The organism is Benzoatithermus flavus, assembly GCF_037908215.1.
Taxonomy (GTDB): Bacteria; Pseudomonadota; Alphaproteobacteria; order Geminicoccales; family Geminicoccaceae; genus Benzoatithermus; species Benzoatithermus flavus.
In genome coordinates this window covers 230,888-256,066 of sequence record NZ_JBBLZC010000003.1, presented here as the reverse complement: position 1 = coordinate 256,066, position 25,179 = coordinate 230,888, and the positions used below count along the sequence as shown (strand labels likewise).

Below are 25,179 nucleotides of genomic sequence, written 5' to 3'. Positions count from 1 at the left end.
CACCATGGCGCTGCTTCCGATCCTGCAGGCCCCGCATCCGATCCTGAAGACCAGGGCCGAGCCCGTGGCGGCGATCGACGACGATCTGCGCCGGCTCGTGGCCGACATGCTGGAGACGATGTACAAGGCACCTGGCATCGGGCTCGCCGCCCCGCAGGTCGGAGTCCTGAAGCGCCTCGTGGTCGTCGACGTCGCCGAGGGCGAGGAGCGCCGACCGATGGCGCTCGTCAATCCCGAAATCCTGTGGCGCTCGGATACGCTTGCCACTGCCGAGGAAGGCTGCCTCAGCCTGCCCGGCCAGTTCGCCGACGTGACCCGACCCGAGGCGATCCGGCTGCGCTACGCGACCGAGCACGGGGAAGAGCGGGAGATCGAGGCCGACGGCCTCCTCGCCCGCTGCATCCAGCACGAGATCGATCATCTCGACGGGATTCTCTTCGTCGATCATCTCTCGGCGCTGCGTCGCAACATGATCATGCGCAAGCTCGCGAAGAGGCGGCAACAGCGTGCCTGAAGGCGCCTTCCGTACCGCTCGCCCGCAGCGGCTCGTGGTCATGGGCACCACGGGCTTCATCGTGCCGAGCCTCGAGCACCTGCTCGAGGTGGGCCACGAGGTCGTGGCCGTCTACACCCAGCCGCCGCGCCCGGCGGGCCGCGGGCACAAGCTGCGCCCGACACCGGTGCAGGAGGCGGCCGAGCGGCTCGGGCTCGAGGTCAGGACACCGCGCACGCTGAAGGATCCGGAAGCCCAGGCCGCATTCGCGGCCCTTCGGGCCGATCTCGCCATCGTCGGCGCTTACGGCCTCCTCCTGCCGAAGTCCGTTCTCGATGCGCCTCGGCTCGGCTGCATCAACCTCCACGCCTCGCTTCTGCCGCGCTGGCGGGGAGCAGCCCCGATCGAGCGCGCCATCCTCGCCGGCGATGCCGAGACCGGGCTCTCCATCTTCCGCATGGAGGAGGGCCTCGACACCGGCCCCATCCTCGCCATGCGATCCGTGCCGATCCGGCCGACGACCACGGCGAGCGAGCTGCACGCCACCTTGAGCCGGCTCGCCGCCGAGATGCTGCCCGAGGTCGTGGACGGCCTCGCCGCCGGCACGCTGCACGCCGAGCCGCAGCCCGAGACCGGCATCACCTATGCGCACAAGCTCGCCCGCGACGAGGGCCGCCTCGACTTCCGCGAGCCGGCGGCAGCGATCGAGCGCCGTCTGCGGGCGCTGAACCCTTCGCCCGGCTGCTGGTGCGAGGCGAAGGGCGAGCGCCTGCTGCTGCTCGCGGGCGAGGTCGTGGACCGCGAAGGCGAGCCGGGGACGCTGGTGGAGCTTCCCTTCACCGTCGCCTGCGGCGAGAGTGCGGTGCGCGTCACGCGTGTCCAGCGCGCCGGCCGCAAGCCGATGACGCCGGACGAGCTGCAGCGCGGCTTCCCGCTGCCGGTCGGAACGAAGCTCGGCTGAGCCATGCCGCGCTACAAGCTGCTCCTGGAGTATGACGGCACACCGTTCCGGGGCTGGCAGCGCCAGGCTACCGGCCCTTCGGTGCAGTCCGTGCTCGAGGACGCGCTCCTTGCTGCCACCGGCGAGACGCTCACCGTCGTGGCGGCGGGTCGGACCGATGCCGGCGTGCATGCACTGGGCCAGGTAGCGCACGTCGATCTCGGCCGATACTGGCCGCCCGAGCGCCTGATGGGGGCGCTCAACCATCATCTCCGCCCGCATCCCGTGGTGGTGCTGCAGGCGGCGCGGGTGGCGGACGATTTCCACGCCCGGTTCTCGGCCACCCGGCGGCGCTACGTCTATCGCATCCTGAACCGTCGGACCCCGCCGGCGCTGGAGCGGGATCGGGTCTGGCACGTGCCGGTCCCGCTCCTGTGCGAGCGGATGCACGAGGCGGCGCAGTGCCTCGTCGGCCGGCACGACTTCACGAGCTTCCGCTCGAGCGAATGCCAGTCGGCCTCGCCGGTGAAGACGCTGTCCCTGATCCATGCGCAGCGGGTGGACGAGCTGATCGAGATCCGGTTCACGGCGCGCTCGTTCCTGCACCATCAGGTCCGGAACATCGTGGGCACCTTGAAGCTCGTGGGCGAGGGCAAGGCGTCGATCGACCACGTGCGCGCCGTGCTCGCGGCCAGGGACCGTGCGGCGGCGGGGCCGACGGCACCGCCCCAGGGGCTGTTCCTCGAAAGCGTCGCCTACGAGGGTTGAAGCACGCCGTCGATGACGCGGCTCACCGTCATGCTGAGCAGCACGTCGATCACGACCAAGCCGAAGGCGATACCGCCGCTGGTCTCGAGCGCGGTACGGATCACGAACCACTGATAGGCCAGAACGGCGATGGTCGCCGTCAGCAGGAGGACCGAGCGCATCTCGCGCGGCAGCACGAGGCTCGCCACCACGACCACGGCGTAAAGGCCGATCTGGAGCGCTGCGCTCCAGTTGCCGGCCACGACCAGCGGCACGTAGCGCCGCGTGAGATGGAGGATCCGGGTGAGGAAGATGGCGGCGATCGGGAACGCGATCCAGCCGCAGACATAGGCGACGAGCTCGGCCGCGATCGTGCCCGGGACGTGCTGCGGCCAGCCCGTGACCGCATACTGCTCGAGCAGCACGAGCGCATAGGCGGGCGCCACCAGCAGCGCCGCGGCGAAGGAGCGCCAGAAGCCTTCGAGCGAGAGATCGAACAGGTCGAGGCCGCGCGGATCGCCCTTGGCGAGGAGCCAGGCACCCTGGAGCGAGCGCACGATCTCGGCGTAGCTCGGCATCAGGCAGAAGCGAGGAACTGCCGCAGGAAGCGCTCGTAGATCCGGGTCAGCCCTTCGATGTCGGCAACGGCGACGTGCTCGTTCGCCTGGTGCATGGTGGTGCCGACGAGACCGAACTCGATCACCGGGCAGTAGCGCTGGATGAAGCGCGCGTCCGAGGTGCCGCCCGCGGTGTCGAGCCTGGGCCTCGTCCCCGTCTCGGCCTCCACACTCGCGGCCAGGATCTCGGTGAGACGCCCCGGCTCTGTCACGAACGCCTCGGCATTCCCGGAGACGGCGAGCGTGTAGTCCGGCACCAGTGGTGCTATCTGCTCGTGCAGCCAGCGCTCGAGGCTCGAGCGGGTGTGGCGGTCGTTGAAGCGGATGTTGAACCGTGCCGTGGCCTCGCCGGGGATGACGTTGCCGGCCGGGTTGCCGATGTCGATCGACGTCACCTGGAGGTTGGAGGGCTGGAACCAGGAAGTGCCCTCGTCGAGCGGGGTCCGGACGAGCCGATCCAGAACGGCGATCAACCGGTGCGCGGCGTTGTCGGCGCGCTGCGGGTAGGCCGTGTGCCCCTGACGGCCGCGCACCACGAGCTGACCGGTGAGCGAGCCGCGGCGGCCGATCTTGGCGACATCGCCCAGGCGCTCGGGGCAGGTCGGCTCGCCGACGATGCAGCCGTCGAACCGCTCGCCTCGCTCGGTGGCCCAGGCGATGAGCTTCGCCGTGCCGTTGACCGCATCGCCCTCCTCGTCGCCCGTGATCAGCAGGCTGATGCTGCCGCCGGGTGCGTCCGAGGCAAGGACGAGCTTGGCCGCGGCCGCAACGAAAGCCGCGACTCCGCTCTTCATGTCGGCGGCGCCCCGCCCGTAGAGCCGACCGTCCCGGATCTCGCCCGCGAACGGGTCGAGCTGCCAGCGGTCGCGCTCGCCCGGTGGCACCACGTCGACATGGCCGGCGAAGGCGAGATGCGGCGCTCCCTGCCCGCGCTTCGCGAACAGATTGTCGACGGGGTAGGAGCCGTCGCCTTCGAAGCGCAGCCGGTGGCAGACGAAGCCCAGAGGCTCGAGCAGGCCTTGCAGAAGATCCAGCGCCTCGCCGGCGTTGGGGGTGACGCTCGCGCAGCGCACCAGCGCCTGGGTGAGGGCCACCGGGTCGCGCGGATCGGTCATCAGTCGCGCAGGAGCTCGTTGATCGAGGTCTTGGAGCGCGTGCGCGCGTCGACCCGCTTCACGATCACCGCACAGTAGAGGCCGGGGCCGGGGCGGCCGTCGGGCAGGGGCTTGCCTGGCATCGTGCCCGACACGACCACGGAATAGGGTGGTACCCGGCCCTGGAACACCTCGCCGGTCTCGCGATCGACGATCTTGGTCGAGGCACCGATATAGACCCCCATCGAGAGCACCGAGCCCTCACCGACGATCACCCCTTCGGCCACCTCGGCGCGGGCGCCGATGAAGACGTCGTCCTCGATGATGACCGGGCCGGCCTGCAAGGGCTCGAGCACGCCGCCGATGCCGACGCCGCCCGAGATGTGGCAGTTCTTCCCGATCTGGGCGCAGGAGCCGACCGTGGCCCAGGTGTCGATCATGGTACCCTTGTCGACATAAGAGCCGAGATTGAGGAAGCAGGGCATCAGCACCACACCGGGCGCCACGTAGGCCGAACGGCGTACCACACAGCCCGGCACGGCGCGAAAGCCCGCGGCGCGAAAGCGTGCCTCGTCCCAGCCGGCGAACTTGGACGGCACCTTGTCCCACCAGACAGCCCCGCCGGGGCCGCCCGGGATCACGCTCATGTCGTTGAGGCGGAAGGAGAGAAGCACCGCCTTCTTGAGCCACTGATGGACGACCCAGCCCTCCGGCCCCTTCTCGGCGACGCGCGCCTCGCCGCGGTCGAGGAGATCCAGGGCCGCTTCCACCGCGTCACGGATCTCGCCCTTCGTATCGAAGCCGATGCTGTCCCGGCGCTCGAAAGCATCCTCGATGACGCGCTGCAATGACTGGTGCTGCATGATCTGCCCCTCCCGGCCGCGGGCTCGCGTAACAAAGCGGGTCTGGCGCTGTCAACAGCGCGTCGCTTGCCCCTGCTCCCGCCGCTCCTTATGGTCCGGCGCACTTCCGACCGACTGGGGCTAGAAGAGCGATGCAGCCAGCCACGAGCCAGAACCTGCCGGAGGGCTTTCTCGAGGCGTGCGCCGCCATCCTGGGGCCGGCGCGCGTCTTGACCGACGCGCAAGCGCGGGCCCCCTACGAGGTCGATTTCTGGCAGGCGATCACCGGCCGGGCCGCGGCCGTGCTGCGGCCGAGGACGACCGAGGAGGTGGCGGCGGTCGTGGCGCTGGCGGCCCGGCACAAGGTCGCGGTAGTGCCGCAAGGCGGCAATACCGGGCTCGTCGGCGGCGGCATTCCGGATGCGAGCGGAAGGCAGGTCGTCCTGAGCCTCTCCGGTCTCGACCGGGTGCGCAGCGTCGATCCCAGCGGCGAGTGGCTGATCGCCGAGGCGGGCTGCACGCTGGCTGCGGTGCAGGCCGCGGCCGAAGCGGCCGGCCGGCTATTCCCCTTGAGTCTCGGCAGCGAAGGCACCTGTCAGATCGGCGGCAATCTCGCGGCCAACGCCGGCGGGGTCAACGTGATCCGCTACGGCATGGCGAAGGAGCTCGTGCTCGGGCTCGAGGTGGTGCTGGCCGACGGCCGGATCTGGGAGGGTCTGCGCACGCTCCGGAAGGACAATACCGGCTACGACCTGAAGCAGCTCTTCCTGGGCTCGGAAGGAAGCCTCGGCATCATCACGGCGGCCTCCTTGCGGCTGTGCGCGCGCCCGCGCGAGCGGGTGACGGTGTTCGCGGCCCTGCCCGCGCCCGAGACCGCCGTCTCCCTCCTGCGGCACGCCAAGGACCGCTTCGCCGAGCTGATCTCGAGCTTCGAGCTGATGGCGGGCGGCTGCGTGGATGCCGCGGTCGCGCATCTCGAAGGTGTCCGCCATCCGCTCGAGACCAGGGCTCCTTGGTACGTCCTCGCCGAGTTCGCCTGGTCGCTGCCGGAAGGCCTCGCCGCTGCGACCGAGGCCTGGCTCGGCGACGCGCTCGAGGCCGGGCTTCTGCTCGATGCCACGATCGCGGCGAGCGAGGCGCAGCGCGCCATGCTCTGGCGCATGCGCGAGGAGATGAGCCCCGCCATGCGGCGCGAGGGCAAGATCATCCGCAACGACATCTCGGTTCCGGTCGGCAGCATCCCGGAGCTGATCGCCCGGGGCGAGGCGCTTCTCCGGAGCCTCGTGCCCGACGGGCGGCTCCTGCCTTTCGGCCATGTCGGCGACGGCAACCTGCACTTCAACATCCTCCTGCCGATGGCGATCCAAGACCTCGAGCCGCTGCGCGAGCGGGTGCAGCACGCCGTGTGCGACCTCGTGCAGGCGCTCGGTGGCTCGATCAGCGCGGAGCACGGGATCGGCCGGCTGAAACAGGCGGAGCTCGCCGAGCGCAAGTCGCCCATCGAGCTCGAGCTGATGCGGCGGGTGAAGCAGGCGCTCGATCCCGACAACATCCTCAATCCGGGCGTGATTCTCGCCCCATAGGGTATCCTCGGCCTTGGAACCTCGCCCGGCCGGCGCCGGTTGGCTTCCTTGGTTCTCTTCCCCGGAGGACGAAGGATGCACCGTTTTCTCACGAGCATCGCGGCGATCGGCTGTGCCGCGATGCTGTCGGCCGTGGCCGCGAGCCCGGTGATGGCAGCCACCGGCGACACGCTCCGCGTGGTCGGCGAGCGCGTGAACCTGCGCGCCGGCCCGTCGGACGACGCCAACGTGCGCACGCAGGTGATGCAGGGCGAGCAGCTCCTGGAGCTGCGCCGCGAGGGCAACTGGTACGGGGTGCGCGTGTTGCGCACCGGCGAGGAAGGCTGGATCTTCGGCAATCTCGTCGAGCCCGTGGCAGCGAGCACGCTCGGCGGGGGCGAGGCGGTCGTCGCCCATGCCGGCTTTCAGGAGCTCTCGCGCGACTTCGACCGGCTCATGGGTGTCCTGGCCCAGCGCTACGGCTTCCCGCTGTTCGAGAAGGTCCATCAGGCCGGCAACAACACGCTCGAGGTGACGCTCACCCCGCAATGGCTGCGCGCGGGCTCCGACGACGAGCATCTCCTCGCCGCCACCGCGATCTACCAGATGTGGAAGAACCACCAGAACAGCACGCCGGTACGCGTCGTGGTGCTCGATCCGCAAGGCAAGCGCTACATCACGATCGACGACACGCAAGGCCCGGACAAGCTCCTGAGCCTCGCCGCCGACTGAGCGCAGACGCGTTGACGCTGGCGGCCTGCTCGGGCTAACGGCTGCCATCCGCTGGATGGACGACACCGAGCGATCGGTCGTCCGGACGGTCCTGCGCCGCGAACCGCCGGCAAGCCGATCGCTCCCGATCAGGGCTGCCCGCCGCATGACCGCCTATAACGCCCCCATTGCCGATATGCGCTTCGTGTTCGAGCACGTGGCCGGCCTTCGCGAGGTCGCTGCTCTGCCGGGGCTCGACCACGCCAGTCCCGACGTGGTCGATGCCGTCCTCGAGGAGGCGGGCAGGCTCGCCGCCAACGTGCTCGCACCCTTGAACCGGACCGGCGACGTCGAGGGTGCGGTGCTCGAGAACGGGGTAGTGCGCACCGCGCGTGGCTTCAAGGAGGCCTATCGACAGTTCGCCGAGGGCGGTTGGATGGGGCTCGTCTTCCCCGAGGCCTATGGCGGGCAGAATCTGCCCTGGCTCGTGAACGCCGCCGTGAGCGAGATGTGGAATGCCGCCAACCTGTCGTTCCAGCTCTGTCCGCTCCTGACCCAGGGTGCGATCGAGGCGATCTTGCACCACGGCACGGACGAGCAGCGCGAGATCTACGCGACACGGCTCGTGAGCGGCGCGTGGTCGGGTGCGATGTGCCTGACCGAGCCGCAGGCGGGCTCGGACGTGGGTGCCGTTCGCACCCGCGCGGTGCGGGACGGCGACCGCTACCGCCTCTTCGGCACCAAGATCTTCATCACCTACGGCGAGCACGATCTCACGGAGAACATCGTCCATCTCGTTCTGGCCCGGCTCGACGGCGCACCCGCCGGTACCAAGGGCCTCTCTCTGTTCATCGTGCCGAAATACCTGCCGAACCCCGATGGCTCCTTGGGCGCCCGCAACGACATGCGCTGCGTGTCGATCGAGCACAAGCTCGGCATCAACGCGAGCCCGACCTGCGTCATGTCCTACGGCGACGAGGAGGGCGCGGTGGGCTTCCTCCTCGGCCAGGAGAACGAGGGCATGCGCTGCATGTTCACGATGATGAACAATGCGCGCCTCGCCGTCGGCAACGAAGGCCTGGGCCTCGCCGAGCGCGCCTACCAAGAAGCCCTGGCTTACGCGCAGCAGCGGGTCCAGGGCAGGCATCAGGGCCGCCCGGCCGCGATCATAGCCTATCCCGACGTCCGCCGGATGCTTTTCACCATGCGCGCCCGGATCGCTGCGATGCGGGCCTTGTGTTACTGGACGGCGGGCTTCGTCGACCGCAGCTACCGGGCTCCCGATGCCACCGCCCGCAGCCTCGCCGCCGACCGCGTGGCCCTGCTCACACCCATGGTCAAGGCCTGGTGCACCGACCTCGCCCAGGAGATCGCCTCCACGGCGGTGCAGGTCCACGGCGGCATGGGCTTCATCGAGGAGACCGGCGTCGCCCAATATTACCGCGACGCCAAGATCCTCTCGATCTACGAGGGCACCAACGGCATCCAGGCGCTCGACCTCGCCGGCCGCAAGCTGAGCCTCGCCGGCGGCGAGCTGCCCTGGCGGCTGCTCGAGGAGCTCGGCACCGAGCTTCCCTCGCTGCCGGCCGAGCTCGTCCCGGCACTGCGACCGGCGCTCGAGGCGGTGGAGCGTGCCACCCGCCATCTCCAGGCCTCCAGCGACGAGGACCGTGCTGCCGGCGCCACACCTTACCTGCATCTGTTCTCCGCCACGCTCGGCGGCTTCCTCCTCGCCCGCGGTGCCGCAGCAGCGGCCACGACGGATGCGGCCGGCAAGGACTGGCCCGTTCTGGCGCGATTTTACGTCCAGCACCTCCTGCCGCCGGCCTTGGCCCTGGAGCAGGCCGTGGTCGCCGGGGTCGGAACGCTCGATCCGGACATCCTGGCAGCATAGCCACGGCCCTGCGGCATTCCCGCACGTTCACGCCCTGAAGGCGGCTATCCCTGCTAGCTACTCGCGCGGATGGTGGCTTCCGGCGGCACGGCCGAAGAAGGAAACGTGCGGGAGTTGCCTATGCGGTGGAACAGATTGGCGACAGTGGCGTCGCTGGCGGTTCTGGCGGTCTTCGGGCTCGACACGAGCCAGGCTCGGGCCGGTGAGCCGAGTGAGAAGGTGGAGAACGGCAAGAAAGCCGGCGACTTCATGATCCGGTTGCGGGGCATCGGAATCGTGCCCACGGATCGGGCCAAGATCGACGTGATCGGCGGCGACACGGACATCTCGAACGAGTTCGTGCCCGAGGCCGATTTCAGCTACTTCCTGACCGACAACTTGGCCCTCGAGCTCATCGCCGCCACGGCCCGGCACGACGTGCGGGCGAAGAACACGGCCGTCGGCGACCTCGATCTCGGCAAGGTCAACCACCTGCCGCCGACGCTGCTGCTGCAATGGCACGTGGCGCCGGACTCGATCATCAGTCCCTATTTCGGCGCGGGCATCAACTACACGATCTTCTACAATGCCGACGTGGGCAAGGACATCGACAAGATCGAGTACGACAACAGCCTGGGCTGGGCGCTCCAGGCCGGCACCGACGTTCATCTCGCCAGCAATTGGTGGCTGAACCTCGACGTCAAGTACATCCACATACAGTCGGACGTCGAGGTCAACAACGCCATCAAGGCGGATGTCGACGTCAATCCCTGGATCTTCGGCATCGGCCTCGGCTACAAGTTCTGAGCCGTCCCGACCGTCGTGCCCTCCGCGCGCGCCGACAGCGTGTCGGCGCGCTCGCCGCTCAAGAGCCGTTGGCCCCGCCCTCGACCTTGCCGCGCCGCTGCAGCCAGCGGGCGATCACCCAGCAGAACAGCGCCCAGCTCGAGCCGAGCGTCCAGCCGGCGAGCACGTCCGAGGGCCAGTGCACGCCGAGATAGATCCGGGACAGACCGATCAGCACGGTGAGCGTGACGGCGACGCTCAGGAGGTAGATCTTGGTCCAGCGCCGCGCCTCGAAACGGGCGAGGAGCGCTCCCAAGGTCAGATAGGTGGCGGCCGCGCCGGTCGCATGGCCGCTCGGAAAGCTCGCCGTGTAGACCGGAACGCCGTGCGGCACGAGATCGGGCCGCGGCCGCTCGAAGCCGGCCTTGATCGCGAAGCTCAGGATCATCGCACCCGCGATCGACGCGACGACGAACAGTGCTGCGCTGCGCTTGCCGGCGAGGACGAGGTAGCCCACAACACCTGCGGTCATCAGGGTGAGGACCACGGTGCCGCCGAGTGCGGTGACGTCGCGCGCCGCCGATTCGAACCAAGGCGGCCCCAAGGGATCGTTCGGGTCGGCCGGGTTGCGGAACGCCAGCAGGATGGCGCGATCGAAGCTGAGCTGCTCGCCTTCGCTCACCTCCTCACCGAGAGCGAGAAAGCCCCAGATGCTGCCGGCGATGAACAGGAGCGCCAGCAGCACCCGCCGCTCGAGCAGGATCGGCGAGACGTAGCGGGTCCAGCGCCGCGGGCTCATCCCCGACGCGTCACCTTGAGCGCGCGCCGGTCGAGATGCGCTTCGACCTCGGCCAGGTCGATCCCTTCCTTCGCCAGCCGCGCCAGCGTGAAGTAGAGCACGTCGGCGGCCTCCCAGACCACGTGCTCGCGTTCCGTCGCCTCCGTCAACTCCTGCGCCTCCTCGCGGAGCTTGGCGGCGAGGAGATCGGGGTCGGCGAACAGCTTCGCCGTGTAGCTGCCCGGCGGCGCCTGCTCGCGCCGCTGCCGCAGCGTGCGGTAGAGCCGGCCGAGGCCCGCATCCTCGCCCCAGCAGGTCATGGTGTCCTCGTGGCAGAAGCCGGGCTCCTTCTGCCGCACGACGAAGCGGGGGCTGTCGCGGTCGCAATCGAGATCGATGCGCAAGAGCTCCTGGGTAGCACCACTGGTCTCGCCCTTGACCCAAAGGCCCCGCGAGCGCGACTGGTAGATCCCCATCCGCCGCCGCACCGACTCGCGGATGGAATCCTGCGAGGAATAGACGAGGCCCAGTGCAATGCCGCGCTCGTCGACCACGACCGTGGGATAGAGCCCGTCCGGGCGGTCGGTCGTAAGCGGCGCCATGATGGCGTCGGCGAGATCGAGTTTGCCGGTATAGAGCGCCATGCCGACCTGGGCGTCCGCCCCGATCGCATCGAGCGCTCTGATCTCCTCGGCCGTCGTCACCCCGCCCGCGATCGTGACCCGACAATCCTTGCCGGCAGCATCCACGACCGCCTTCGCGAGCTCGAGATTGGTGCCGCCCATCCGGCCCTCGAGCTCGACGAAGGTGACGAGAAAGCCGCCCACATAGGGCTTCAGCTCCGCGATGCGCTCAAGGATGCTCCTGCCCGTCCCCTGCTTCCAGCCCTCGACCACGACCTCGCCGTGCTTCGCGTCGAGGGCGGCGATCACCCGCTCGCGCGGGAGTCGGGAGAGGATCTCGGGCGTCGCGGCCGTGCCGAGGATGACCTTGCGCGCCCCCTGGTCGAGCCAGCGGATCGCGGTCGCGACGTCGCGGATGCCGCCGCCTACCCGGCAGGCGAAGCGCGGCAGCAGACCCTCGATCAGGTGCGCGTTGGAGCCTGTGCGCATGGCGGCGTCGAGATCGATCACCGCGATCTCGCCCGCGATGGAGAAGCGCTCGGCGATCGGTACGGGGTCGCCCGCGTCGATCGCCTTCTTCTCGCCGCCCACGAGCTGGACGGTCTGGCCGCCCTGGAGGTCGATGCTGGGGATGATCAAGGCCGCACCCGGATTCCGTGCTCTTGCAGGTAGAGCTTGACGTCGTTCGGCGTGGTGTCGCCGTCGTGGAAGATCGAGGCCGCGAGCACGGCGTCGGCTCCGGCAGCGAAGGCTTCCCGGATGTGCTCGGCCGAGTTGGCACCGCCGGACGCGATCACCGGCACGTGCACGGCCTCGGCCACGGCGCGCGTGAGCGCGAGATCGTAGCCGGAGCGGGTACCGTCCTTGTCCCAGGAGGTCAGGAGGATCTCTCCCGCCCCGCGCCGCTCGGCCTCTTGCGCCCACTGGACCGCATCGATCCCGGTGCCCTTGCGCCCACCATTGACCAGCACCTCGAACCGTCCGTCGCGGAATGCGGCATCGATGGCGATCACACAGCACTGCCGGCCGAAGCGGTCCGCTATCTCGGTCAGGAGCTCCGGCCGCTCCACCGCTGCCGTGTTGACCGAGACCTTGTCGGCCCCGGCCTCGAGCAGGTGCCAGGCATCCTCGACCGTGCGCACGCCGCCGCCCACGGTGAGCGGGATCGAGAGCACCTCGCGCACACGGCGCACGGTCTCGTGCTGGTGGCCGCGGCCCTCGGGTGTCGCCGAGACGTCGAGGATGACGATCTCGTCCGCCCCCGTGTCCTCGTAGAGCCTGGCGCGCTCGGCGGGATCGCCGGCATCGCGCAGGCCTTGGAACCTGACCCCCTTCACGACGCGGCCGTGGCTCACGTCGAGGCAGGGAATGATGCGCGAGGTGAGCATCAGGCGAGCTCCAGGAAGCGCGACAGAAGGGCCGCACCATAAGCGCCCGACAGCTCGGGATGGAACTGGCAGCCGATCACGTTGCCGCGCTCCATGGCGGCGACGAAGGGGCCGCCGTGCGTCGCCGTGGCGATCGTCCAGCCCGGCGCTTCCGTGGCGCGGTAGCTGTTGGCGAAGTAGGCGTAGCCGTCCTCGAGCAGCCGGCTGTCCTCGCCCGCCCGGACGTGATTCCAGCCGAACTGCGGCACCCGGACATCGGCCGGGAAGCGTCCGACCTCGCCCGGCACGACGCCGAGCCCCGGAACACCGGGGCTCTCCTCGCTGCGCTCGAACAGGAGCTGGTGGCCGACACAGATGGCGATCGTCGGCCGGTCGGCAGCGATCCGCTCCTTGAGCACCCGGTCGAGCCCGTGCTGGACGAGGCGCGCCATGGAGGCGCCGAAAGCGCCGACACCGGGCAGCATGACGTGGCTCGCCGCGAGCACGTCGCCCGCCGCCTCGCTCACGCGCGGGCTAGCGCCCAGCCGCCGGAACGCGGCCATGACCGAGGCGATGTTCGCCGTGCCGGTCGGGACGATCACGACTTCAGTCATCGGCGGGCTCGGCCTCGAAGGTGACGCCCTCGTAGATCTCGTCGAGCGAGAGCTGGGCACCGATCGCGGGCAGGTCGATGGTGCCGCCCAGATAGAACCGCTCCTCGAACGAGTCGGGGCCGGTGCGGGTGTGCACCGTGACGAACCGCTTGTCCTGCGCCACGGCGAGGTAATGGCGGAGCGAAGGAATCAGGCAATAGCCCTGCCACTTGCGGCCGGTGTCGTCCCGCTCCGACGAAGGCGAGAGCATCTCGACGATGACCGCCGGATCGGTAATGTGGCCGGCACGGCCTTCCACGGGGCTGCAGGTCACGACCACAGGAATCGCAGAGAGCTGATGGCTCTTCACCTCAGGGCCGTCGCCGAGCGGCCGGCAAGGCTTGCCGGCAAGCCTGCTGGCAAGGGGCCGAAACACGTTGCCCTTGATGATGGTGCGGTTGTTCGCCCCCGGCACCATCATCACCGGCACGCCGGCGATGAACTCCCAGCGTTCCGGCCGCTGCGCATACCAGCGGTCGAACTCCTCCACGGTTCGCGGCAGGTCGCTCTCCGCGCGTCGCTTGGCCATCTTCTAGAGCACGCCCTTGGTGCTCGGCACCTCGCCCGAGCCGTCCGAGGATACCGCCTGACGCAGCGCGAGGGCCAGGGCCTTGAATGCGGCCTCGGCGCGGTGATGATCGTTCTCGCCCTTGAGCACGTCGACGTGCAGCGTCATGCGGGCGGTCGTGGCGAGCGAGACGAAGAAATGGGTCAGATTCTCGGTCGCGATCTCGCCGATCCGTTCGCGGCGAAAGCCGATGTCGACGTGCGCCGAAGGGCGGCCGGAGAAGTCGACCACGACGCGCGCGAGCGCCTCGTCGAGCGGGGCGTAGGCATGGCCGAAGCGGCGGATGCCGCGGCGCTCGCCCAGCGCCCGATCGAACGCGGCACCTAGGGCCAGGGCGCAGTCCTCGGCCGTGTGGTGGTCGTCGACCTCGAGATCGCCCTCGCAGTTGAGCTGGAGGTCGAAGCGCCCGTGCCTGGCGAGCGCGGTCAGCATGTGGTCGAGGAAGCCGATCCCGGTCTCGACGTCCGACTGACCGTCGCCGTCGAGGACGAGCTCGACCCGCACGTCGGTCTCGCCGGTGCGGCGCTCGATCCGGGCGGTGCGCGGCATGGGGATGATCTCGCTCATGGCACGATCTGCGCTATGCCGGAGACGACAATGTCGGTGCCGCCCCGCTCCTTGATGGCGCGGATCAGCTCGGGCAGGTCGGTCCTGGGCACGGCGGCCTTCACCGCGAAGCCGGCATCGTGGTGCAAGGGTGCTATCGTCGGCTCCCGCATGCAGGGCAGGATCGCGACCACGGCTTCGAGCCGGTCGCCCGGCACGTTGACCTCGAGCATGACCCGCTTTCTCGCATCGAGGACCGAGCGCACGAGCAGCACGAAATGCTCGATCCGTGCCCGCTTCTCCGGGTCGTCCAGAGAGCGCGGACAGGCGAAGAGCCGGGTCGAGGAGCGCATCAGCTCGTCGAAGATCAGAAGGCCGTTGGCCTTGAGCGTGGCGCCGGTCGCCGTGTTGTCGACGATGCAGTCGGCGTCCTCGGGCGGGAACACCTCGGTGGCGCCATAGGAGCGCACGACCCTGCCGTCGTAACCACGCTGCTCGAGCCAGGAGCGGGTGATGCGCTCGTACTCGGTCGCGACCAGGAAGCCCGCGTGCCTGGGCCTGCCGCCGTCCAGGAACTCGGGACCGGCCGCGGCCACGATCCGCACGGGGTCGAGGCCGGTGTCGACCAGCTCGACGAGATCGACCCCCTTCTCCGCCACCCAATCCGCACCGGCGAAGCCGAGGTCGCGCGAGCCCATGTGCAGCATCTCGACGATGTTCTGCGGCTTCAGGATCTTGGTCTCGAAGCCGTCGAGCGAGATGGTCGGCCGGTAGCCGCGCCGGTCGAAGGTCAGGCGGATGCCGGCATCGCCGAGGAGGCGCATCACCCCCTCCTCCATGCGCCCCTTGGGCAGGGCGAGGTGGACGAAGCCGTTGCGCGCAGGATCGGCGGAAGACACGGGAGCTCGAAGCCTCGTGATCGAAAGGACGGACGGCAAGCGGCGCCGGAACGCCGCGAGGCGGACGCATGCTATAGAGGACGGCCGGATCGGCGTAAAGTCGCGCAGGCGAGACCGAACCAGGAGACGACCTCGAGCCATGAAAGAAGAGCCCGCGACGATAGGGATCGACATCGGCACGAGCGGTGCCAAGGGCGTGCTGCTTTCCGTCGGCGGGAAGGTGCTGGCGCGCGCCGATGCCGCCTATCCGCTCCTCACCCCGCGCCCCGGCTGGACCGAGCAGGACCCGGAGGACTGGTGGCAGGCGGCCGTCGTGGTTCTGCGCCGCCTCGTCGAGGCAGCCGGCTCCACGCACCGGATCACGGGTATCGGCCTTTCCGGCCAGATGCACGGCTCGGTGTTCCTCGACGAAGCCGACCGGCCGATCCGCCCGGCGTTGCTCTGGAACGATGCCCGTACCCACGCGGCCTGCGCCGAGATCGAGCGCCGGGTCGGCCGCGAGCGGGTGATCGAGATCACGGGAAACCGGGCCAGCACCGGCATGCAGGCGCCGAAGCTCCTGTGGCTGCGCGCGCACGAGCCCGAGGCCGCCGCGCGCGTCGCGAAGCTGCTCTTGCCCAAGGACTTCGTCCGCGTGCGCCTGACCGGTGGCTACGCCACCGATGCGGCCGACGCTTCGGGCACGCTGCTGCTCGATCTCCGGCAGCGCCGCTGGAGCGAGGAGATGCTGACCGTCCTCGACATCCGGCGCGAGCTGCTGCCCGAGGTGCTCGAGAGCCCGGAGCCGACCGGCGGGGTGAGCGAGGAGGCGGCCGCGCTCACCGGCCTGCCGGCGGGAACACCGGTAGTGGCCGGAGGCGGCGACAATGCCTGCGCCGCCATCGGCGCGGGCCTGATCGAGGAAGGGCACGGCGTCTGCTCGCTCGGCACCTCGGGCACGCTGTTCGTCCACAGCATGACGCCGCGGATCGACCCGGAAGGATCCCTCAACGCCTTCTGCGACGCCGTGCCGGGCGGCTATCATCTCATGGGCGTCATCCTCTCGGCCGGCGGCGCCCTGCAATGGTTCAAGGAGCGGATCGTGCCCGGCGAGGCCGATCTTCTGGCCAGGAACGGGCTCGACCCGTTCGCGGTGCTGCTGGGAACGGCCGAAGCCGTGCCGCCCGGTGCGGAAGGGCTCCTGTTCCTGCCCTACCTCGCCGGCGAGCGCTCGCCGCACATGGATCCGCACGCGCGCGGCGCCTGGGTGGGCCTGAGCCTCGCCCACCATCGCGGCCATCTCGTCCGTGCCTTGATCGAGGGCGTGGGCTTCGCCTTCGCCGACTGCCTCGAGCGGATGCGCGCGCTCGGGATCGAGCCGCCCGGTATCATGCTGACGGGCGGCGGTGCCAAGGCCGAGCTCTGGCGCGCGATCCTGGCCGCCCAGCTTCGCGCGCCGCTCACGGTGGGAACCGCCGCCGAGGGGCCGGCGCTCGGTGCCGCGATCCTCGCCCAGGTGGGAGCCGGCCTGCACCGGGATCTCGCGAGCGCCGTGCGCGCGGCGGTGCCGCCGGCACCGGCGCCGCGCCGGGCCGAGGTCGATCTGGCCGAACGCTATCGAGCACTCCACGCCCGCTACCGGGCGCTCTATCCGGCGCTCAAGGACGCGGGCGCTTTCGCGAGCGAATCATGAAAGGCCGCGCCGATCGGCTCCTGACGTCCAGCCTGCGTGGCTTCGCCGGCAGCGAACGGCTGGGCGTGCGGGTCGAGCAGCCGGGCCCCGCGTGGCGCGCATGGAGAGGGGGTGTGACATGACCCAAGCGAACTACGCTCTACGGCTGCAGTCCTATCTCGAGGCCGAAGCCGAACGTGTCGCCAAGAAGGAGGGGACGACGCTGAAACAGTTCATCAACGTCGCCGTCGCCGAGAAGCTATCGGCCTTGCGGACGGCCGACTATTTCCGCGAGCGCGCCGCCCGCGCGAATATGACGGATGCTCTTGCTCTCCTGCGCAGCTGCGGCACGGACGCGCCGCCGCAGGAAGGTGACGAGCTGGACGAACCGCAGAGGAACCCCGTGTGCGGGAAGTGCTGATTCCGTCCCGCATCGGCCAGCGCATCGATACACCGGTTCCGCAGCGCTGCTGAATGGTTCATCCGGCAAGTTGCGGGGTATGGTGGTGGCCTCTCCTGGATGGGCCATGCGTGGCCCGCCGGTTTGCCTGCGTGACCTGCCCGCCGAGGAGCGCTCGGCGGTGGAGGCGCTGGCCCGCTCGCGGCGGCCCCGGCGCGGCGGCTGGCGCGCGCCCGCGGCGGCTGGCGCGCCAGCCGGGGCGAGACACCGCCCGGCATCGCGGTGGAAGGTGCTGCGCTCGCGCGCCCTCGCGGGACGCCGCTTCGAGACCTGGGAGGAGGTCGCCGAGGCCGTCGCGCAGGCGACCGAGCACTGGAACGCGCACCGCCAGCCCGTCACCGGGGGACAGCGACGGCGCCATCGCCCGCACCGCCAACCCGGCATCGCCCTCCTGCCCAAGGCCGCATGACTTGCCGGATGGAGCAGTAAAGCGAGCCTCGGAACGCGGCAGTTCACGCGCGTTCCGAGGCTCGCGCTCGGCTCAGCCCTTGATGTCCACGCCGTAGAACACGTGCACGCCCAAGGGCGAGACCTTGTAGCCCTCGACCTCCTTGCGCACGGGCTCGTAGACCACCGAGTGGGCGATCGTGACCCAGGGCGCCTCCTCCTTGAACACGACCTGCGCCTGCTCGTAGAGCTTCGTGCGCTCGGCCATGTCGGACACGCGCTTCGCCTTCTGGATCAGGTCGTCGAACGGCTGGTAGCACCAGCGCGCCCGGTTGGCGCCGCCGTGCGCTCCGTCGCAGCCCAGGAGCGTTCCCAGGAAATTGTCGGGGTCGCCGTTGTCGCCGGTCCAGCCCAAAAGCACGGTCTGGTGCTCGCCGGCGCTGGAGCGCTTGAGATACTCGCCCCACTCGTAGCTCACGATCTCGGCCTCGACCCCGACCGCGCGCCAGTCGGCCTGGATCAGCTCGGCCATGCGCCGCGCGTTCGGGTTGTAGGGACGGCTCACGGGCATCGCCCAGATATTGGTCTTGAGCCCGCTCACCCCCGCCTCCTGCAGGAGCTTCTTCGCCTGGTTCGGATCGTAGGGGTAGTCCTTCACCGCGTCGTTGTAGGACCAGATCGTGGGCGGGATCGGGTTCTTCGCGACCTTGCCCGCCCCCTGGAACACGGCGTCGATGATCGCCTGCTTGTTGATCGCCATGTTGAGCGCCTGGCGCACGCGCTTGTCGTCGAACGGCTTCTTCTCGGTGTTGAAGGCGAGATAGCCGACGTTGAGCCCCTCCTGCTGCATCACGTTGACGTTCGGGTCCTGCTTCATCGCCGGGATGTCGGCAGGGTTCGGGTAGGGCATGACGTGACACTCGCCGGCCTTGAGCTTCTGCCAGCGGACCGAGGGGTCGGGCGTGATCGCGAACACGAGATTGTCGATCGCGGCCTTGCCTTCCCAGTAGTCGGGATTGGCTTTGTAGCGGATCACCGCGTCCTTCTGGTAGGCGACGAGCTGGAATGGCCCCGTGCCCACGGGCTCGAGATCGAGCTTCTCGGGCGTGCCCGCCTTCATCATCGCATCGGCGTACTCGGCCGACATGATCGAGGCGAAGTCCATGGCGAGGTCGGCGAGCATGGGCGCTTCGGGCCGGTTGAGGACGAGGCGTACGGTGTGGTCGTCCACCTTCTCCACCGCCTTGATGAGCTCGCCCATGCTCATGCTGTCGAAGTACTCGTAGGTGCCGCCCGAGACGTTGTGGTAGGGGTGATTCTTGTCGCGCTGCCGCTCGATCGAGAAGACCACGTCGTCGGCGTTGAACGCGCGCGTGGGCTTGAACGCCTTCGTGCTGTGCCACTTCACCCCCTGGCGCAGCTTGAAGGTGTAGGTCATCCCGTCGTCCGACACGGTCCAGCTCTCGGCGAGGCCCGGCTTGATCGTCGTCGAGCCGCGCTCGAACTCGACGAGGCGGTTGTAGATCGGGCGCGAGCTGGCATCGAAGGTGGTGCCGGCAGTGAAGAGCTGCGGGTTGAAGCCCTCGGGGCTGCCCTCGGAGCAGAATACGAGCGTCTTGGCCTCGGCCGCGGCGCCGAGCGCCAGCAGCGACGCGGCCGCGAGCATGGCCGTCTTCGCGACGAATCGCATTCGAGTACCTCCCGAAAACCGTTCATGGCGCCCCGATTTTCCGGTGCGCGGCTGCGGATCAGCGAAGCATGGGGGCACGCCCAAGTCAAACCGGGGCAGCAGGCTCTTGCGCGGAGGGTGACCGCGGCGTGTCCGCCACGGGCTGCGGGCACGCGGCCGCGAAGGCGCGCGCGGCGCGCAGGACCAGCGCATCGGCATATTTCGCCGCCACGATCTGCAGCCCTACCGGCAGGCCGTCTTCGGTGAAGCCGGCAGGCACGCTGATCGCGGGCTGCTGCGTCAGGTTGAAGGGATAGCTGAGGCCGGCCCAGGCGGTCCAGCGCGGATCGGCCTGCGGGCCCGGCTGCGTGCGGAGGACGGGAAACGCCGGCACGGCCACGGCCGGGGTCACGAGCAGATCGTACGCTGCAAAGAAGAGCTGCAGGCGCACCCCGAGCTCGCCCCGCTCGAGGGCCGCATCCTGCAGCTCGGCCCGGCCGTAGCATGCCCCTTCCGTCGCGATCGCGAGGAGGCCCGGATCCATCCGCGCCCGCGCCTCGGCCGGCAGCTTCTCGACCAGGCGGGTGGCGGCCGGAAACCAAGTGCGGGCGAAGAGCTCCTGCGGATCGCCCACCGGCGGATCGGTCTCCTCGACCTCGGCGCCGAGATCGGCCAGGGTCGCGACCGCACTCCGGAAGACGCGCAGAACCTCGGGATCGACGCTCACGAAGCCGAGCGCAGCGCTCGCCGCCACCCGCAGGCCGGCGAGGCCGCCCTCGAGTCCGATCCTGTAATCGCGCGGCTCGGGCGGGAGCGCGTGCCAGTCGCGCCGATCGGGCCGGCTGATCGTGGTGAGCATGAGGGCCGCGTCCTCGACCGTGCGCGTCATGGGCCCCAGATGCGCCACCGTGCCGAAGGGTGACAGCGGCCAGGCCGGCACGCGGCCGAAAGTCGGCTTCAGGCCGACGATGCCGGTGAGGCCCGCAGGGATGCGAATCGAGCCGCCGCCGTCCGTACCGAGATGAAGGGCTCCCATGCCGAGCGCCGCCGCGACCGCCGCCCCACCGCTCGATCCGCCCGGTGTCAGCGCCGGGTTCCAGGGATTGCGCGCGATTTCGCCCAGAGGGTTGTCGGTCACGGCCTTCCAGCCGAACTCCGGGGTCGTGGTGCTGCCCAGGAGCACGGCCCCGGCCTCGCGTAAACGGGCGGTCGCCGGCGCGTCCTCGGCGGCCGGCGGCTGGCCCTCGGTGCTGTGGCTGCCGCGCCGGGCCGTCCAGCCCTTGACCAGGACGAGATCCTTGACCGTCGTCGGCACGCCGTCGAGCGGGCCGCACGGCTCGCCCCGCTGCCAGCGCGCCGCGGAGGCGCGCGCGGCGGCGAGCGCTCCCTCCTCGTCCACGAAGGTGAAGGCTCCCATCGACCCGTTCCAGCGCCGGACCCGCGCGAGACAGGCTTCCGCCGTCTCCACCGGCGAGAGCGCCTTGCGACGGTAGAGGCGGAGCAGTTCGGCGGCGGAGAGGAGAGCAGGATCGGTCGTGGTCATGGCGGGCACGCACCTCGTCGGTGGCGGATCGCCAGGAAGCTTAGGCGGGGGCTGCCGGGCGCGCCAGCGGGAGGCCGTCCGGCGTTAACGCGATCGTAAGGCCGCCGTGCTTTCCTGATGCGGTCCGCCGGCCGATCACGGCCGCGGTCGAACGGAAGGCTGAACGCCATGCACGAGCTCGGCTTCGCTGCTGCCACGATCGGCACGCTCCTGTTCGCGGCCGGAGCGGAGGCGCAAACGGCAGCGCCGGGAACACCGTCTCTCTGCCACGATTACCGCGAGATCGCCCGTGAGCTCGGGGCGAAGTACGAGGAGACGCCGGTCTCGCTCGGTCTGCAGACCAACGGCAACCTGCTGCAGGTGTTCGCGTCGGCGAGGAGCAGGACCTGGACGATCGTCAGCCTCATGCCCAACGGCCTCGCCTGCGTGCTCGCCGCCGGCGAGGATTGGGAGCCTCTCGAGCCGAGGGCGGTCGATCCTGCGGTCTGAGCGCAGCGACGCCGCACCTTCCAGCCCGACGGTTGACGCCCGCTGCCTTCCTCGGCGAAAGCTCCGCCGCGTGCCGAGAGCAGAGGTGACGCGCATGACCGACGTCGAGCTCGTGCCCGTGGGGCCGGCCGAGGAGACGGTGCTCCTCGAGCTTGCCCGCGCCTTTCACGCCACGAGCGGCGCACCCTTGGACGAGCGCGGCGCTGCCGCCGTCGCCATGATAGCACGGGGCCACCCCTTGGCGCGCGCCTGGCTGATCCGCGACGGCGCGGGGCCGGTCGTCGGCTACGCGGTGCTGGGCCTCGGCTTCGGGATCGAGTATGGCGGCCCCGATGCGTTCGTGGACGAGCTCTATCTCGTCCCGGCGGCGCGCGGCCGCGGCATCGGGTCGGCGGTGATGACGCGGCTCGAGGAAGAGGCGCGGGCGCTCGGCCTCAAGGCGCTCTTCCTCGTCGTCGATCCCGAGAACGTCCCGGCGCGAACCGTCTACGACCGGCGCGGTTTCGCGGCGACGGACTGGCAGCTCATGGCGAAGCGCCTTTGATACCCGCCCGGCCGAAGCCTGCACCACCTTCCCGGCTGCCTCTGCCGGTCGGCTACCTGGAACGGGCGCAAGCAGACGCGGATCATCCGGGTTCGGTATGAGGCGGGCGGGCGCCGACGTCAGAGCCATTCGTCCTTGAAGCCGTAAGCGGCGTAGGCCGCGCGCAGCGCGGTCAGGCGCAGGCCGGGCACCGGAAAACGCGGCGGTGGTGCGAGCACGAAGTCCGGCAGCGGCGGGTCGGGCTCGCGGCCGGCGAGGCGGGCGGCGGCGGCGCGGCCGAACATGGTGGCGAAGGAAACGCCGCTGCCGTGATAGGCGAGCGCGGCGAGCGTGCTCCGGCCGTCGTCGAGCCAGCCGAGATGCGGGAGGAGATCCCTCGCGAGGCAGACGAGACCCCACCAGGCATAATCGATCCCGACTCCGCGCCAGGCCGGGAACTTCTCGCCGAGCCGGCGCTCCATCCAGGCACGGCGCCGCGCGAAGGCGGCGGGCGATGCGTCGGTGCCGCCGCGAGCGCCGAACAGGAGGCGGCCATCGCGCAAGAGGCGGATGTAGAACAGGAGGTTGCGCGTGTCGGCGACCAGCGCCGGCCGAACCCAGCCCTGCGCCGCCTGCTCGTCCGGGCTCAGCGGGCGGGTGACGACGATGCTCGAGAGTGCCGGGAGGAGCCGCCCGTGCAGGGCGGGATCGAGGCCTTCGGGCGTGTAGCCGTTCGTGGCGACGAGCACGCGCTCGGCGGTCACGGTTCCGTGAGGTGTCACCAGGCGGTGCCGACCGTCCGTCCGCTGCCAGGCCGTGACCGGCGTGCGCTCGAAGACCGATGCGCCGCGTCGGACGGCGGCGGCCGCGAGCCCGCGCACGTAGCGCAAGGGATGCAGGCCCAGATAGTGCGGGATGAAGAGGCAGCCGTGCGCTTCGGGCGAGCGCAGGAGCCGCTCCTCGAGCTCGGGCTTGCGCCAGAGCGCCCAGCGCTCGCCGAACAGGCGCTGCACCGTGCCGGCGTAGTTCTCGAGCACGTGCCAGCGGCTCGGCTTGTGCGCGAGATAGTGCTCGCCCTCGCCCGCAGGCTCGATGTCGATCCCCTCCTCGGCGGCGAGGCTCCGGACCAGCGCCACGCCCGCCTTCTGGGCCTCGAAGAAGCACCGCGTCTCGGCCGTGCCGAAGCGCTGTGCCATGAGCCGGTAGCCCATCTTGCTGCCGCCGAGGCCGCAGAAGCCGCCGTTGCGGCCGGAAGCGCCCCAGCCGATGGGTCCGGCCTCGAGCACGGCGGCAGCGATCCCGTGCTCCCTGGCAAGATGGTAGGCTGCGGACAGGCCGGTATAGCCGCCGCCGATGATCGCGATCGAGGTAGTGATGTCGCCCGTGAGCGACCCGACGCCAGCGGGCGGCGGCCCGCCCGTCGCCTCCCAGTAGCTCGGGACCGGGCGGCTGCGGTCGTAATGTCCGGGGTGGTAGAGATCGCTTTCGATGGTCATTATGTACCTCGGCGCTTGCCGCGCGAGCCTAGCCGTCGCGGCGCTCCATCTGAAGCTCCCGCTGCAAGGTTCCGATGCCTCTGCCCGTCCTGCCGCCCGCCTTCCAGCTCGTCGCCGTCGACCGCGATGTGGGCGCTTTCGAGCGTGCCGCCCGCGCCGCACCACGCGGCGTCGGCGACGGCACGGTCTACTGGACGGAACGCACGGACCGGCTGGAGATGGCCGTGGTGCTCGAGCCGGAAGCGCCGGCCGCCGTCACTCTGCAGGCGGTCCACGTCCTCATGGTGGCCACGGGCGATGCGCTGGGCGCGCTGGTCCCGCCCGGCAAGCCCATCGCCTTCGCCTGGCCTTCGGACATCCTTCTCGATGGCGCCCTGCTCGGCCGGGTGCGTGTCGCCATGGCGGCCACGACCGATCACCGAGAGCTGCCGCCCTGGCTCGTGCTGGGCCTCGCCATCGGCGTGGGCCCGCTCGGTGACGATCCCGGCCGGCTCGCCGAGCGGACCTCGCTCTACGAGGAGGGTGCGGTCGACGTGACGGTGGCGCAGCTCGTCGAGAGCGTCTGCCGCCACTTCCTGCTCTGGACCGGCCGCTGGCTCGACGAAGGCCTGACACCGGTGCAGGCCTCCTGGAACGCCCGCTGCTTCAAGCTCGGCGAGACCGGCGAGATCGCCCTTGCCGGCCGGAAGCTCGCGGGCAAGATCAGAGGTATCGCAGCGGACGGCGCCTTTCTGATCGGCGGCGAGCGGCTCAGGCTCGACCCGTTCGTCGAGAGAGCGCCGTAAGCCCTCGACGTGAGGCATGAAACGGGCCGTGGCGGCACTCCCGACTCCGGACTTCTGGCGCAGCTCGGGCTGGCACCTCCTGGAACGCCGCGAGGATGGCCGGCACCGAGCGAGCGACGATTACCTGCGCGCCTACCTGCTGCGTCCGGAGCTCGCGCCGGTCGAGGAATCCTGCGCCGTCGAGCGGGCGCTGCACGCGGCTCTTCTCGACGATCCGCGCCGGCCGATCACGCCCGCGACACTGCTCGGCCCGAGAGATCCGGACGCGCGCGACAATTACGAGGTGTTCGCGCGCTTTCGCGACCATCTCCTCCGCCACGACACGCTCGAGGATGCCTATCTGGCGCTGGTGCTGCGCGGCCATCGCGGCATCCCCGCCCTCTTCGTCGGGCATCTCGTGCACGCGATCCTGCGCGGCATTCTCGACGGCTGCCGCGACGGCATCACCTTGCGGGCGGCCGAGTGCCTGTTCCGCGTCCAGAGCGTCGCGATGCGCGACGGCGCCGTCCTGCTCGCCGACCACGACACGGTCGAGCTCCGTGCTCGCACCGTTGATTCCGGCAGCACGAACCGGCTTCCGGCCGGCAGGGAGGAAGGAAGCGGGCTGCGTCGGGTCGAGCTCGACGTGCTGCGCGCGGACGATGCGGCAGGCTACTTCGCGCGCAGCGACCGGTTCGACACGGTCCTCGACGTGAGCTTCACCCGCCCCGGCCTCGACGCGCTGTGCCGGGTGCTCGAAGCCTGGGGGCGGCACTTCCTCGGCCTTTCCGTCGCCATCCAGCCGCTCCAGTCCATGTGCGACGAGCGCTGGCGCTGGCATCTCGGCCTCGACGCCGAAGCCAGCGCCATCCTCGACGCTCTCTATGCCGGCGAGGATCTCCCCGAGGAGGATCGGGCGCGCGTCCTGTCGCTGTTTCGCCTCGAGATCGGGGACCAGGACGCGGTGCGTGCGGACATGCGCGGCCGGTCCGTCTATATGGCGATGGCCCGGGACGCGACGCATCGGCTGCGCTTGAAGCCGCAGAATCTCTTGGTAAATCTCCCACTTGCCGAAGCATCCTGATGCAGAATGAGAGG

At 70.1% G+C, this 25,179-nt stretch carries 27 protein-coding genes and 1 pseudogene; 14 read left to right on the top strand and 14 right to left on the bottom strand.

The genetic code is table 11. From position 1 onward, the window contains the following. Nucleotides 1-4 precede the first annotated feature (4 nt). From def to truA, 3 genes are read left to right on the top strand one after another with little or no spacing between them, the layout of a single operon-like run. Nucleotides 5-514 carry a peptide deformylase gene (def, locus tag U1T56_RS05075; RefSeq protein WP_418158351.1) on the top strand — a complete coding sequence of 170 codons (510 nt, stop codon included), beginning with the start codon at nucleotides 5-7 and terminating at the stop codon, nucleotides 512-514. A gap of 40 nt (nucleotides 515-554) precedes the next feature. Beyond that, a complete protein-coding gene (gene fmt / locus U1T56_RS05070; RefSeq protein ID WP_418158369.1) occupies nucleotides 555-1,454 on the top strand; it encodes a methionyl-tRNA formyltransferase in 900 nt (299 codons plus the stop codon). A 3-nt stretch (nucleotides 1,455-1,457) separates the two neighbouring features. Further along, nucleotides 1,458-2,201, top strand: coding sequence for a tRNA pseudouridine(38-40) synthase TruA (gene truA, locus U1T56_RS05065; RefSeq protein WP_418158350.1), 744 nt, complete (start codon nucleotides 1,458-1,460; stop codon nucleotides 2,199-2,201). On the opposite strand, the gene U1T56_RS05060 is transcribed toward truA, so the two are convergent. Genes U1T56_RS05060 through dapD form a run of 3 tightly spaced genes read right to left on the bottom strand, consistent with a single transcriptional unit; the run spans nucleotide 2,189 to nucleotide 4,754 of the window. Further along, nucleotides 2,189-2,758 carry a hypothetical protein gene (locus U1T56_RS05060; RefSeq protein WP_418158349.1) on the bottom strand — a complete coding sequence of 190 codons (570 nt, stop codon included), beginning with the start codon at nucleotides 2,756-2,758 and terminating at the stop codon, nucleotides 2,189-2,191. The two genes, truA and U1T56_RS05060, sit on opposite strands and share 13 nt — an antisense overlap. Continuing rightward, the gene (gene dapE / locus U1T56_RS05055; RefSeq protein WP_418158348.1) at nucleotides 2,758-3,912 is read right to left on the bottom strand and encodes a succinyl-diaminopimelate desuccinylase; all 1,155 of its coding nucleotides are present in this window, start codon (nucleotides 3,910-3,912) and stop codon (nucleotides 2,758-2,760) included. The genes U1T56_RS05060 and dapE overlap by 1 nt, the downstream gene beginning before the upstream one ends. Continuing rightward, nucleotides 3,912-4,754 (bottom strand): 2,3,4,5-tetrahydropyridine-2,6-dicarboxylate N-succinyltransferase, encoded by an 843-nt coding sequence (gene dapD, locus U1T56_RS05050; protein WP_418158347.1) that lies wholly within the window; start codon nucleotides 4,752-4,754, stop codon nucleotides 3,912-3,914. The genes dapE and dapD overlap by 1 nt, the downstream gene beginning before the upstream one ends. Before the next feature lie 131 nt (nucleotides 4,755-4,885). On the opposite strand from dapD, the gene U1T56_RS05045 reads away from it, so the two are divergent. The 4 genes from U1T56_RS05045 to U1T56_RS05030 all read left to right on the top strand — a co-directional run bounded on the left by U1T56_RS05045 (nucleotide 4,886) and on the right by U1T56_RS05030 (nucleotide 9,686). Continuing rightward, entirely contained in the window at nucleotides 4,886-6,316 is a 1,431-nt protein-coding gene (locus U1T56_RS05045; protein WP_418158346.1) for an FAD-binding oxidoreductase, read from the top strand. A gap of 75 nt (nucleotides 6,317-6,391) precedes the next feature. Continuing rightward, the gene (locus tag U1T56_RS05040; RefSeq protein WP_418158345.1) at nucleotides 6,392-7,027 is read left to right on the top strand and encodes an SH3 domain-containing protein; all 636 of its coding nucleotides are present in this window, start codon (nucleotides 6,392-6,394) and stop codon (nucleotides 7,025-7,027) included. 145 nt (nucleotides 7,028-7,172) lie between these two features. Beyond that, nucleotides 7,173-8,900: an acyl-CoA dehydrogenase gene (locus tag U1T56_RS05035; protein WP_418158344.1), complete on the top strand. Its 1,728-nt coding sequence runs from the start codon at nucleotides 7,173-7,175 to the stop codon at nucleotides 8,898-8,900. Between the two features lie 120 nt (nucleotides 8,901-9,020). Further along, nucleotides 9,021-9,686: an OmpW/AlkL family protein gene (locus U1T56_RS05030; protein WP_418158343.1), complete on the top strand. Its 666-nt coding sequence runs from the start codon at nucleotides 9,021-9,023 to the stop codon at nucleotides 9,684-9,686. Between the two features lie 58 nt (nucleotides 9,687-9,744). On the opposite strand, the gene U1T56_RS05025 is transcribed toward U1T56_RS05030, so the two are convergent. The 8 genes and pseudogenes from U1T56_RS05025 to hisG form a co-directional block, all read right to left on the bottom strand. After that, a complete protein-coding gene (locus tag U1T56_RS05025) occupies nucleotides 9,745-10,464 on the bottom strand; it encodes a phosphatase PAP2 family protein (RefSeq protein ID WP_418158342.1) in 720 nt (239 codons plus the stop codon). Beyond that, complete coding sequence (gene hisE, locus U1T56_RS05020) at nucleotides 10,461-11,045, bottom strand: phosphoribosyl-ATP diphosphatase (protein ID WP_418158368.1); 585 nt, start codon at nucleotides 11,043-11,045, stop codon at nucleotides 10,461-10,463. The genes U1T56_RS05025 and hisE overlap by 4 nt, the downstream gene beginning before the upstream one ends. Before the next feature lie 30 nt (nucleotides 11,046-11,075). Then, nucleotides 11,076-11,705 (bottom strand): annotated as a pseudogene (locus U1T56_RS05015) (1-(5-phosphoribosyl)-5-[(5-phosphoribosylamino)methylideneamino]imidazole-4-carboxamide isomerase); the annotation flags it as partial. Then, the gene (gene hisF / locus U1T56_RS05010; RefSeq protein WP_418158341.1) at nucleotides 11,702-12,454 is read right to left on the bottom strand and encodes an imidazole glycerol phosphate synthase subunit HisF; all 753 of its coding nucleotides are present in this window, start codon (nucleotides 12,452-12,454) and stop codon (nucleotides 11,702-11,704) included. The pseudogene U1T56_RS05015 and the gene hisF, both read right to left, overlap by 4 nt. Then, complete coding sequence (gene hisH / locus U1T56_RS05005; protein WP_418158340.1) at nucleotides 12,454-13,047, bottom strand: imidazole glycerol phosphate synthase subunit HisH; 594 nt, start codon at nucleotides 13,045-13,047, stop codon at nucleotides 12,454-12,456. The genes hisF and hisH overlap by 1 nt, the downstream gene beginning before the upstream one ends. Then, nucleotides 13,040-13,615, bottom strand: a complete 576-nt coding sequence (locus U1T56_RS05000; RefSeq protein ID WP_418158339.1) for a Uma2 family endonuclease — start codon at nucleotides 13,613-13,615, stop codon at nucleotides 13,040-13,042. Before U1T56_RS05000 ends, hisH begins: the two co-directional genes overlap by 8 nt. 3 nt (nucleotides 13,616-13,618) lie before the next feature. Continuing rightward, a complete protein-coding gene (gene hisB, locus U1T56_RS04995) occupies nucleotides 13,619-14,203 on the bottom strand; it encodes an imidazoleglycerol-phosphate dehydratase HisB (protein WP_418158367.1) in 585 nt (194 codons plus the stop codon). A gap of 14 nt (nucleotides 14,204-14,217) precedes the next feature. After that, on the bottom strand, nucleotides 14,218-15,099 hold the full coding sequence (gene hisG / locus U1T56_RS04990; protein WP_418158338.1) for an ATP phosphoribosyltransferase: 882 nt from the start codon (nucleotides 15,097-15,099) through the stop codon (nucleotides 14,218-14,220). Between the two features lie 139 nt (nucleotides 15,100-15,238). On the opposite strand from hisG, the gene xylB reads away from it, so the two are divergent. The 3 genes from xylB to U1T56_RS04975 all read left to right on the top strand — a co-directional run bounded on the left by xylB (nucleotide 15,239) and on the right by U1T56_RS04975 (nucleotide 17,619). Beyond that, nucleotides 15,239-16,771, top strand: coding sequence for a xylulokinase (gene xylB / locus U1T56_RS04985; protein ID WP_418158337.1), 1,533 nt, complete (start codon nucleotides 15,239-15,241; stop codon nucleotides 16,769-16,771). 118 nt (nucleotides 16,772-16,889) lie between these two features. Then, nucleotides 16,890-17,171, top strand: a complete 282-nt coding sequence (locus U1T56_RS04980) for a hypothetical protein (protein ID WP_418158336.1) — start codon at nucleotides 16,890-16,892, stop codon at nucleotides 17,169-17,171. Between the two features lie 268 nt (nucleotides 17,172-17,439). After that, on the top strand, nucleotides 17,440-17,619 hold the full coding sequence (locus tag U1T56_RS04975) for a hypothetical protein (RefSeq protein WP_418158335.1): 180 nt from the start codon (nucleotides 17,440-17,442) through the stop codon (nucleotides 17,617-17,619). 72 nt (nucleotides 17,620-17,691) lie between these two features. Here U1T56_RS04975 and U1T56_RS04970 read toward each other — a convergent pair whose 3' ends face one another. Both U1T56_RS04970 and U1T56_RS04965 read right to left on the bottom strand, forming a co-directional pair. After that, complete coding sequence (locus U1T56_RS04970; RefSeq protein ID WP_418158334.1) at nucleotides 17,692-19,287, bottom strand: ABC transporter substrate-binding protein; 1,596 nt, start codon at nucleotides 19,285-19,287, stop codon at nucleotides 17,692-17,694. An 85-nt stretch (nucleotides 19,288-19,372) separates the two neighbouring features. Next, entirely contained in the window at nucleotides 19,373-20,809 is a 1,437-nt protein-coding gene (locus U1T56_RS04965) for an amidase (RefSeq protein ID WP_418158333.1), read from the bottom strand. A 168-nt stretch (nucleotides 20,810-20,977) separates the two neighbouring features. Between U1T56_RS04965 and U1T56_RS04960 the strand changes: the two genes are divergently transcribed. Together U1T56_RS04960 and U1T56_RS04955 are read left to right on the top strand one after the other, a co-directional pair. Next, nucleotides 20,978-21,298, top strand: a complete 321-nt coding sequence (locus U1T56_RS04960; RefSeq protein WP_418158332.1) for a hypothetical protein — start codon at nucleotides 20,978-20,980, stop codon at nucleotides 21,296-21,298. A 94-nt stretch (nucleotides 21,299-21,392) separates the two neighbouring features. Next, a complete protein-coding gene (locus U1T56_RS04955; RefSeq protein WP_418158331.1) occupies nucleotides 21,393-21,842 on the top strand; it encodes a GNAT family N-acetyltransferase in 450 nt (149 codons plus the stop codon). Between the two features lie 119 nt (nucleotides 21,843-21,961). Here U1T56_RS04955 and U1T56_RS04950 read toward each other — a convergent pair whose 3' ends face one another. Continuing rightward, nucleotides 21,962-23,317: an NAD(P)/FAD-dependent oxidoreductase gene (locus U1T56_RS04950; protein ID WP_418158330.1), complete on the bottom strand. Its 1,356-nt coding sequence runs from the start codon at nucleotides 23,315-23,317 to the stop codon at nucleotides 21,962-21,964. A gap of 74 nt (nucleotides 23,318-23,391) precedes the next feature. On the opposite strand from U1T56_RS04950, the gene U1T56_RS04945 reads away from it, so the two are divergent. Further along, nucleotides 23,392-24,102 carry a biotin/lipoate--protein ligase family protein gene (locus U1T56_RS04945; protein WP_418158329.1) on the top strand — a complete coding sequence of 237 codons (711 nt, stop codon included), beginning with the start codon at nucleotides 23,392-23,394 and terminating at the stop codon, nucleotides 24,100-24,102. Between the two features lie 16 nt (nucleotides 24,103-24,118). Continuing rightward, nucleotides 24,119-25,165: a DUF6352 family protein gene (locus U1T56_RS04940; RefSeq protein ID WP_418158328.1), complete on the top strand. Its 1,047-nt coding sequence runs from the start codon at nucleotides 24,119-24,121 to the stop codon at nucleotides 25,163-25,165. The last annotated feature ends 14 nt before the right edge of the window (nucleotides 25,166-25,179 follow it).

What these genes read in the sequence shown, in the direction of transcription:
- truA (WP_418158350.1), top strand. Translation starts at nt 1,458, where the DNA reads ATGCCGCGCTACAAGCTGCTCCTGGAGTATGACGGCACACCGTTCCGG.
- U1T56_RS05035 (WP_418158344.1), top strand. Translation starts at nt 7,173, where the DNA reads ATGACCGCCTATAACGCCCCCATTGCCGATATGCGCTTCGTGTTCGAG.
- U1T56_RS04955 (WP_418158331.1), top strand. Translation starts at nt 21,393, where the DNA reads ATGACCGACGTCGAGCTCGTGCCCGTGGGGCCGGCCGAGGAGACGGTG.
- U1T56_RS04940 (WP_418158328.1), top strand. Translation starts at nt 24,119, where the DNA reads ATGAAACGGGCCGTGGCGGCACTCCCGACTCCGGACTTCTGGCGCAGC.
- hisH (WP_418158340.1), bottom strand. Translation starts at nt 13,047, where the DNA reads ATGACTGAAGTCGTGATCGTCCCGACCGGCACGGCGAACATCGCCTCG.
- dapE (WP_418158348.1), bottom strand. Translation starts at nt 3,912, where the DNA reads ATGACCGATCCGCGCGACCCGGTGGCCCTCACCCAGGCGCTGGTGCGC.
- U1T56_RS04945 (WP_418158329.1), top strand. Translation starts at nt 23,392, where the DNA reads ATGCCTCTGCCCGTCCTGCCGCCCGCCTTCCAGCTCGTCGCCGTCGAC.
- U1T56_RS05000 (WP_418158339.1), bottom strand. Translation starts at nt 13,615, where the DNA reads ATGGCCAAGCGACGCGCGGAGAGCGACCTGCCGCGAACCGTGGAGGAG.
- U1T56_RS04965 (WP_418158333.1), bottom strand. Translation starts at nt 20,809, where the DNA reads ATGACCACGACCGATCCTGCTCTCCTCTCCGCCGCCGAACTGCTCCGC.
- def (WP_418158351.1), top strand. Translation starts at nt 5, where the DNA reads ATGGCGCTGCTTCCGATCCTGCAGGCCCCGCATCCGATCCTGAAGACC.
- U1T56_RS05030 (WP_418158343.1), top strand. Translation starts at nt 9,021, where the DNA reads ATGCGGTGGAACAGATTGGCGACAGTGGCGTCGCTGGCGGTTCTGGCG.
- U1T56_RS05025 (WP_418158342.1), bottom strand. Translation starts at nt 10,464, where the DNA reads ATGAGCCCGCGGCGCTGGACCCGCTACGTCTCGCCGATCCTGCTCGAG.
- U1T56_RS04980 (WP_418158336.1), top strand. Translation starts at nt 16,890, where the DNA reads ATGACCCAAGCGAACTACGCTCTACGGCTGCAGTCCTATCTCGAGGCC.
- U1T56_RS04950 (WP_418158330.1), bottom strand. Translation starts at nt 23,317, where the DNA reads ATGACCATCGAAAGCGATCTCTACCACCCCGGACATTACGACCGCAGC.
- fmt (WP_418158369.1), top strand. Translation starts at nt 555, where the DNA reads ATGGGCACCACGGGCTTCATCGTGCCGAGCCTCGAGCACCTGCTCGAG.
- dapD (WP_418158347.1), bottom strand. Translation starts at nt 4,754, where the DNA reads ATGCAGCACCAGTCATTGCAGCGCGTCATCGAGGATGCTTTCGAGCGC.
- U1T56_RS05060 (WP_418158349.1), bottom strand. Translation starts at nt 2,758, where the DNA reads ATGCCGAGCTACGCCGAGATCGTGCGCTCGCTCCAGGGTGCCTGGCTC.
- U1T56_RS05040 (WP_418158345.1), top strand. Translation starts at nt 6,392, where the DNA reads ATGCACCGTTTTCTCACGAGCATCGCGGCGATCGGCTGTGCCGCGATG.
- U1T56_RS04960 (WP_418158332.1), top strand. Translation starts at nt 20,978, where the DNA reads ATGCACGAGCTCGGCTTCGCTGCTGCCACGATCGGCACGCTCCTGTTC.
- hisF (WP_418158341.1), bottom strand. Translation starts at nt 12,454, where the DNA reads ATGCTCACCTCGCGCATCATTCCCTGCCTCGACGTGAGCCACGGCCGC.
- U1T56_RS05045 (WP_418158346.1), top strand. Translation starts at nt 4,886, where the DNA reads ATGCAGCCAGCCACGAGCCAGAACCTGCCGGAGGGCTTTCTCGAGGCG.
- xylB (WP_418158337.1), top strand. Translation starts at nt 15,239, where the DNA reads ATGAAAGAAGAGCCCGCGACGATAGGGATCGACATCGGCACGAGCGGT.
- hisB (WP_418158367.1), bottom strand. Translation starts at nt 14,203, where the DNA reads ATGCCGCGCACCGCCCGGATCGAGCGCCGCACCGGCGAGACCGACGTG.
- U1T56_RS04970 (WP_418158334.1), bottom strand. Translation starts at nt 19,287, where the DNA reads ATGCGATTCGTCGCGAAGACGGCCATGCTCGCGGCCGCGTCGCTGCTG.
- hisE (WP_418158368.1), bottom strand. Translation starts at nt 11,045, where the DNA reads ATGGCGCCGCTTACGACCGACCGCCCGGACGGGCTCTATCCCACGGTC.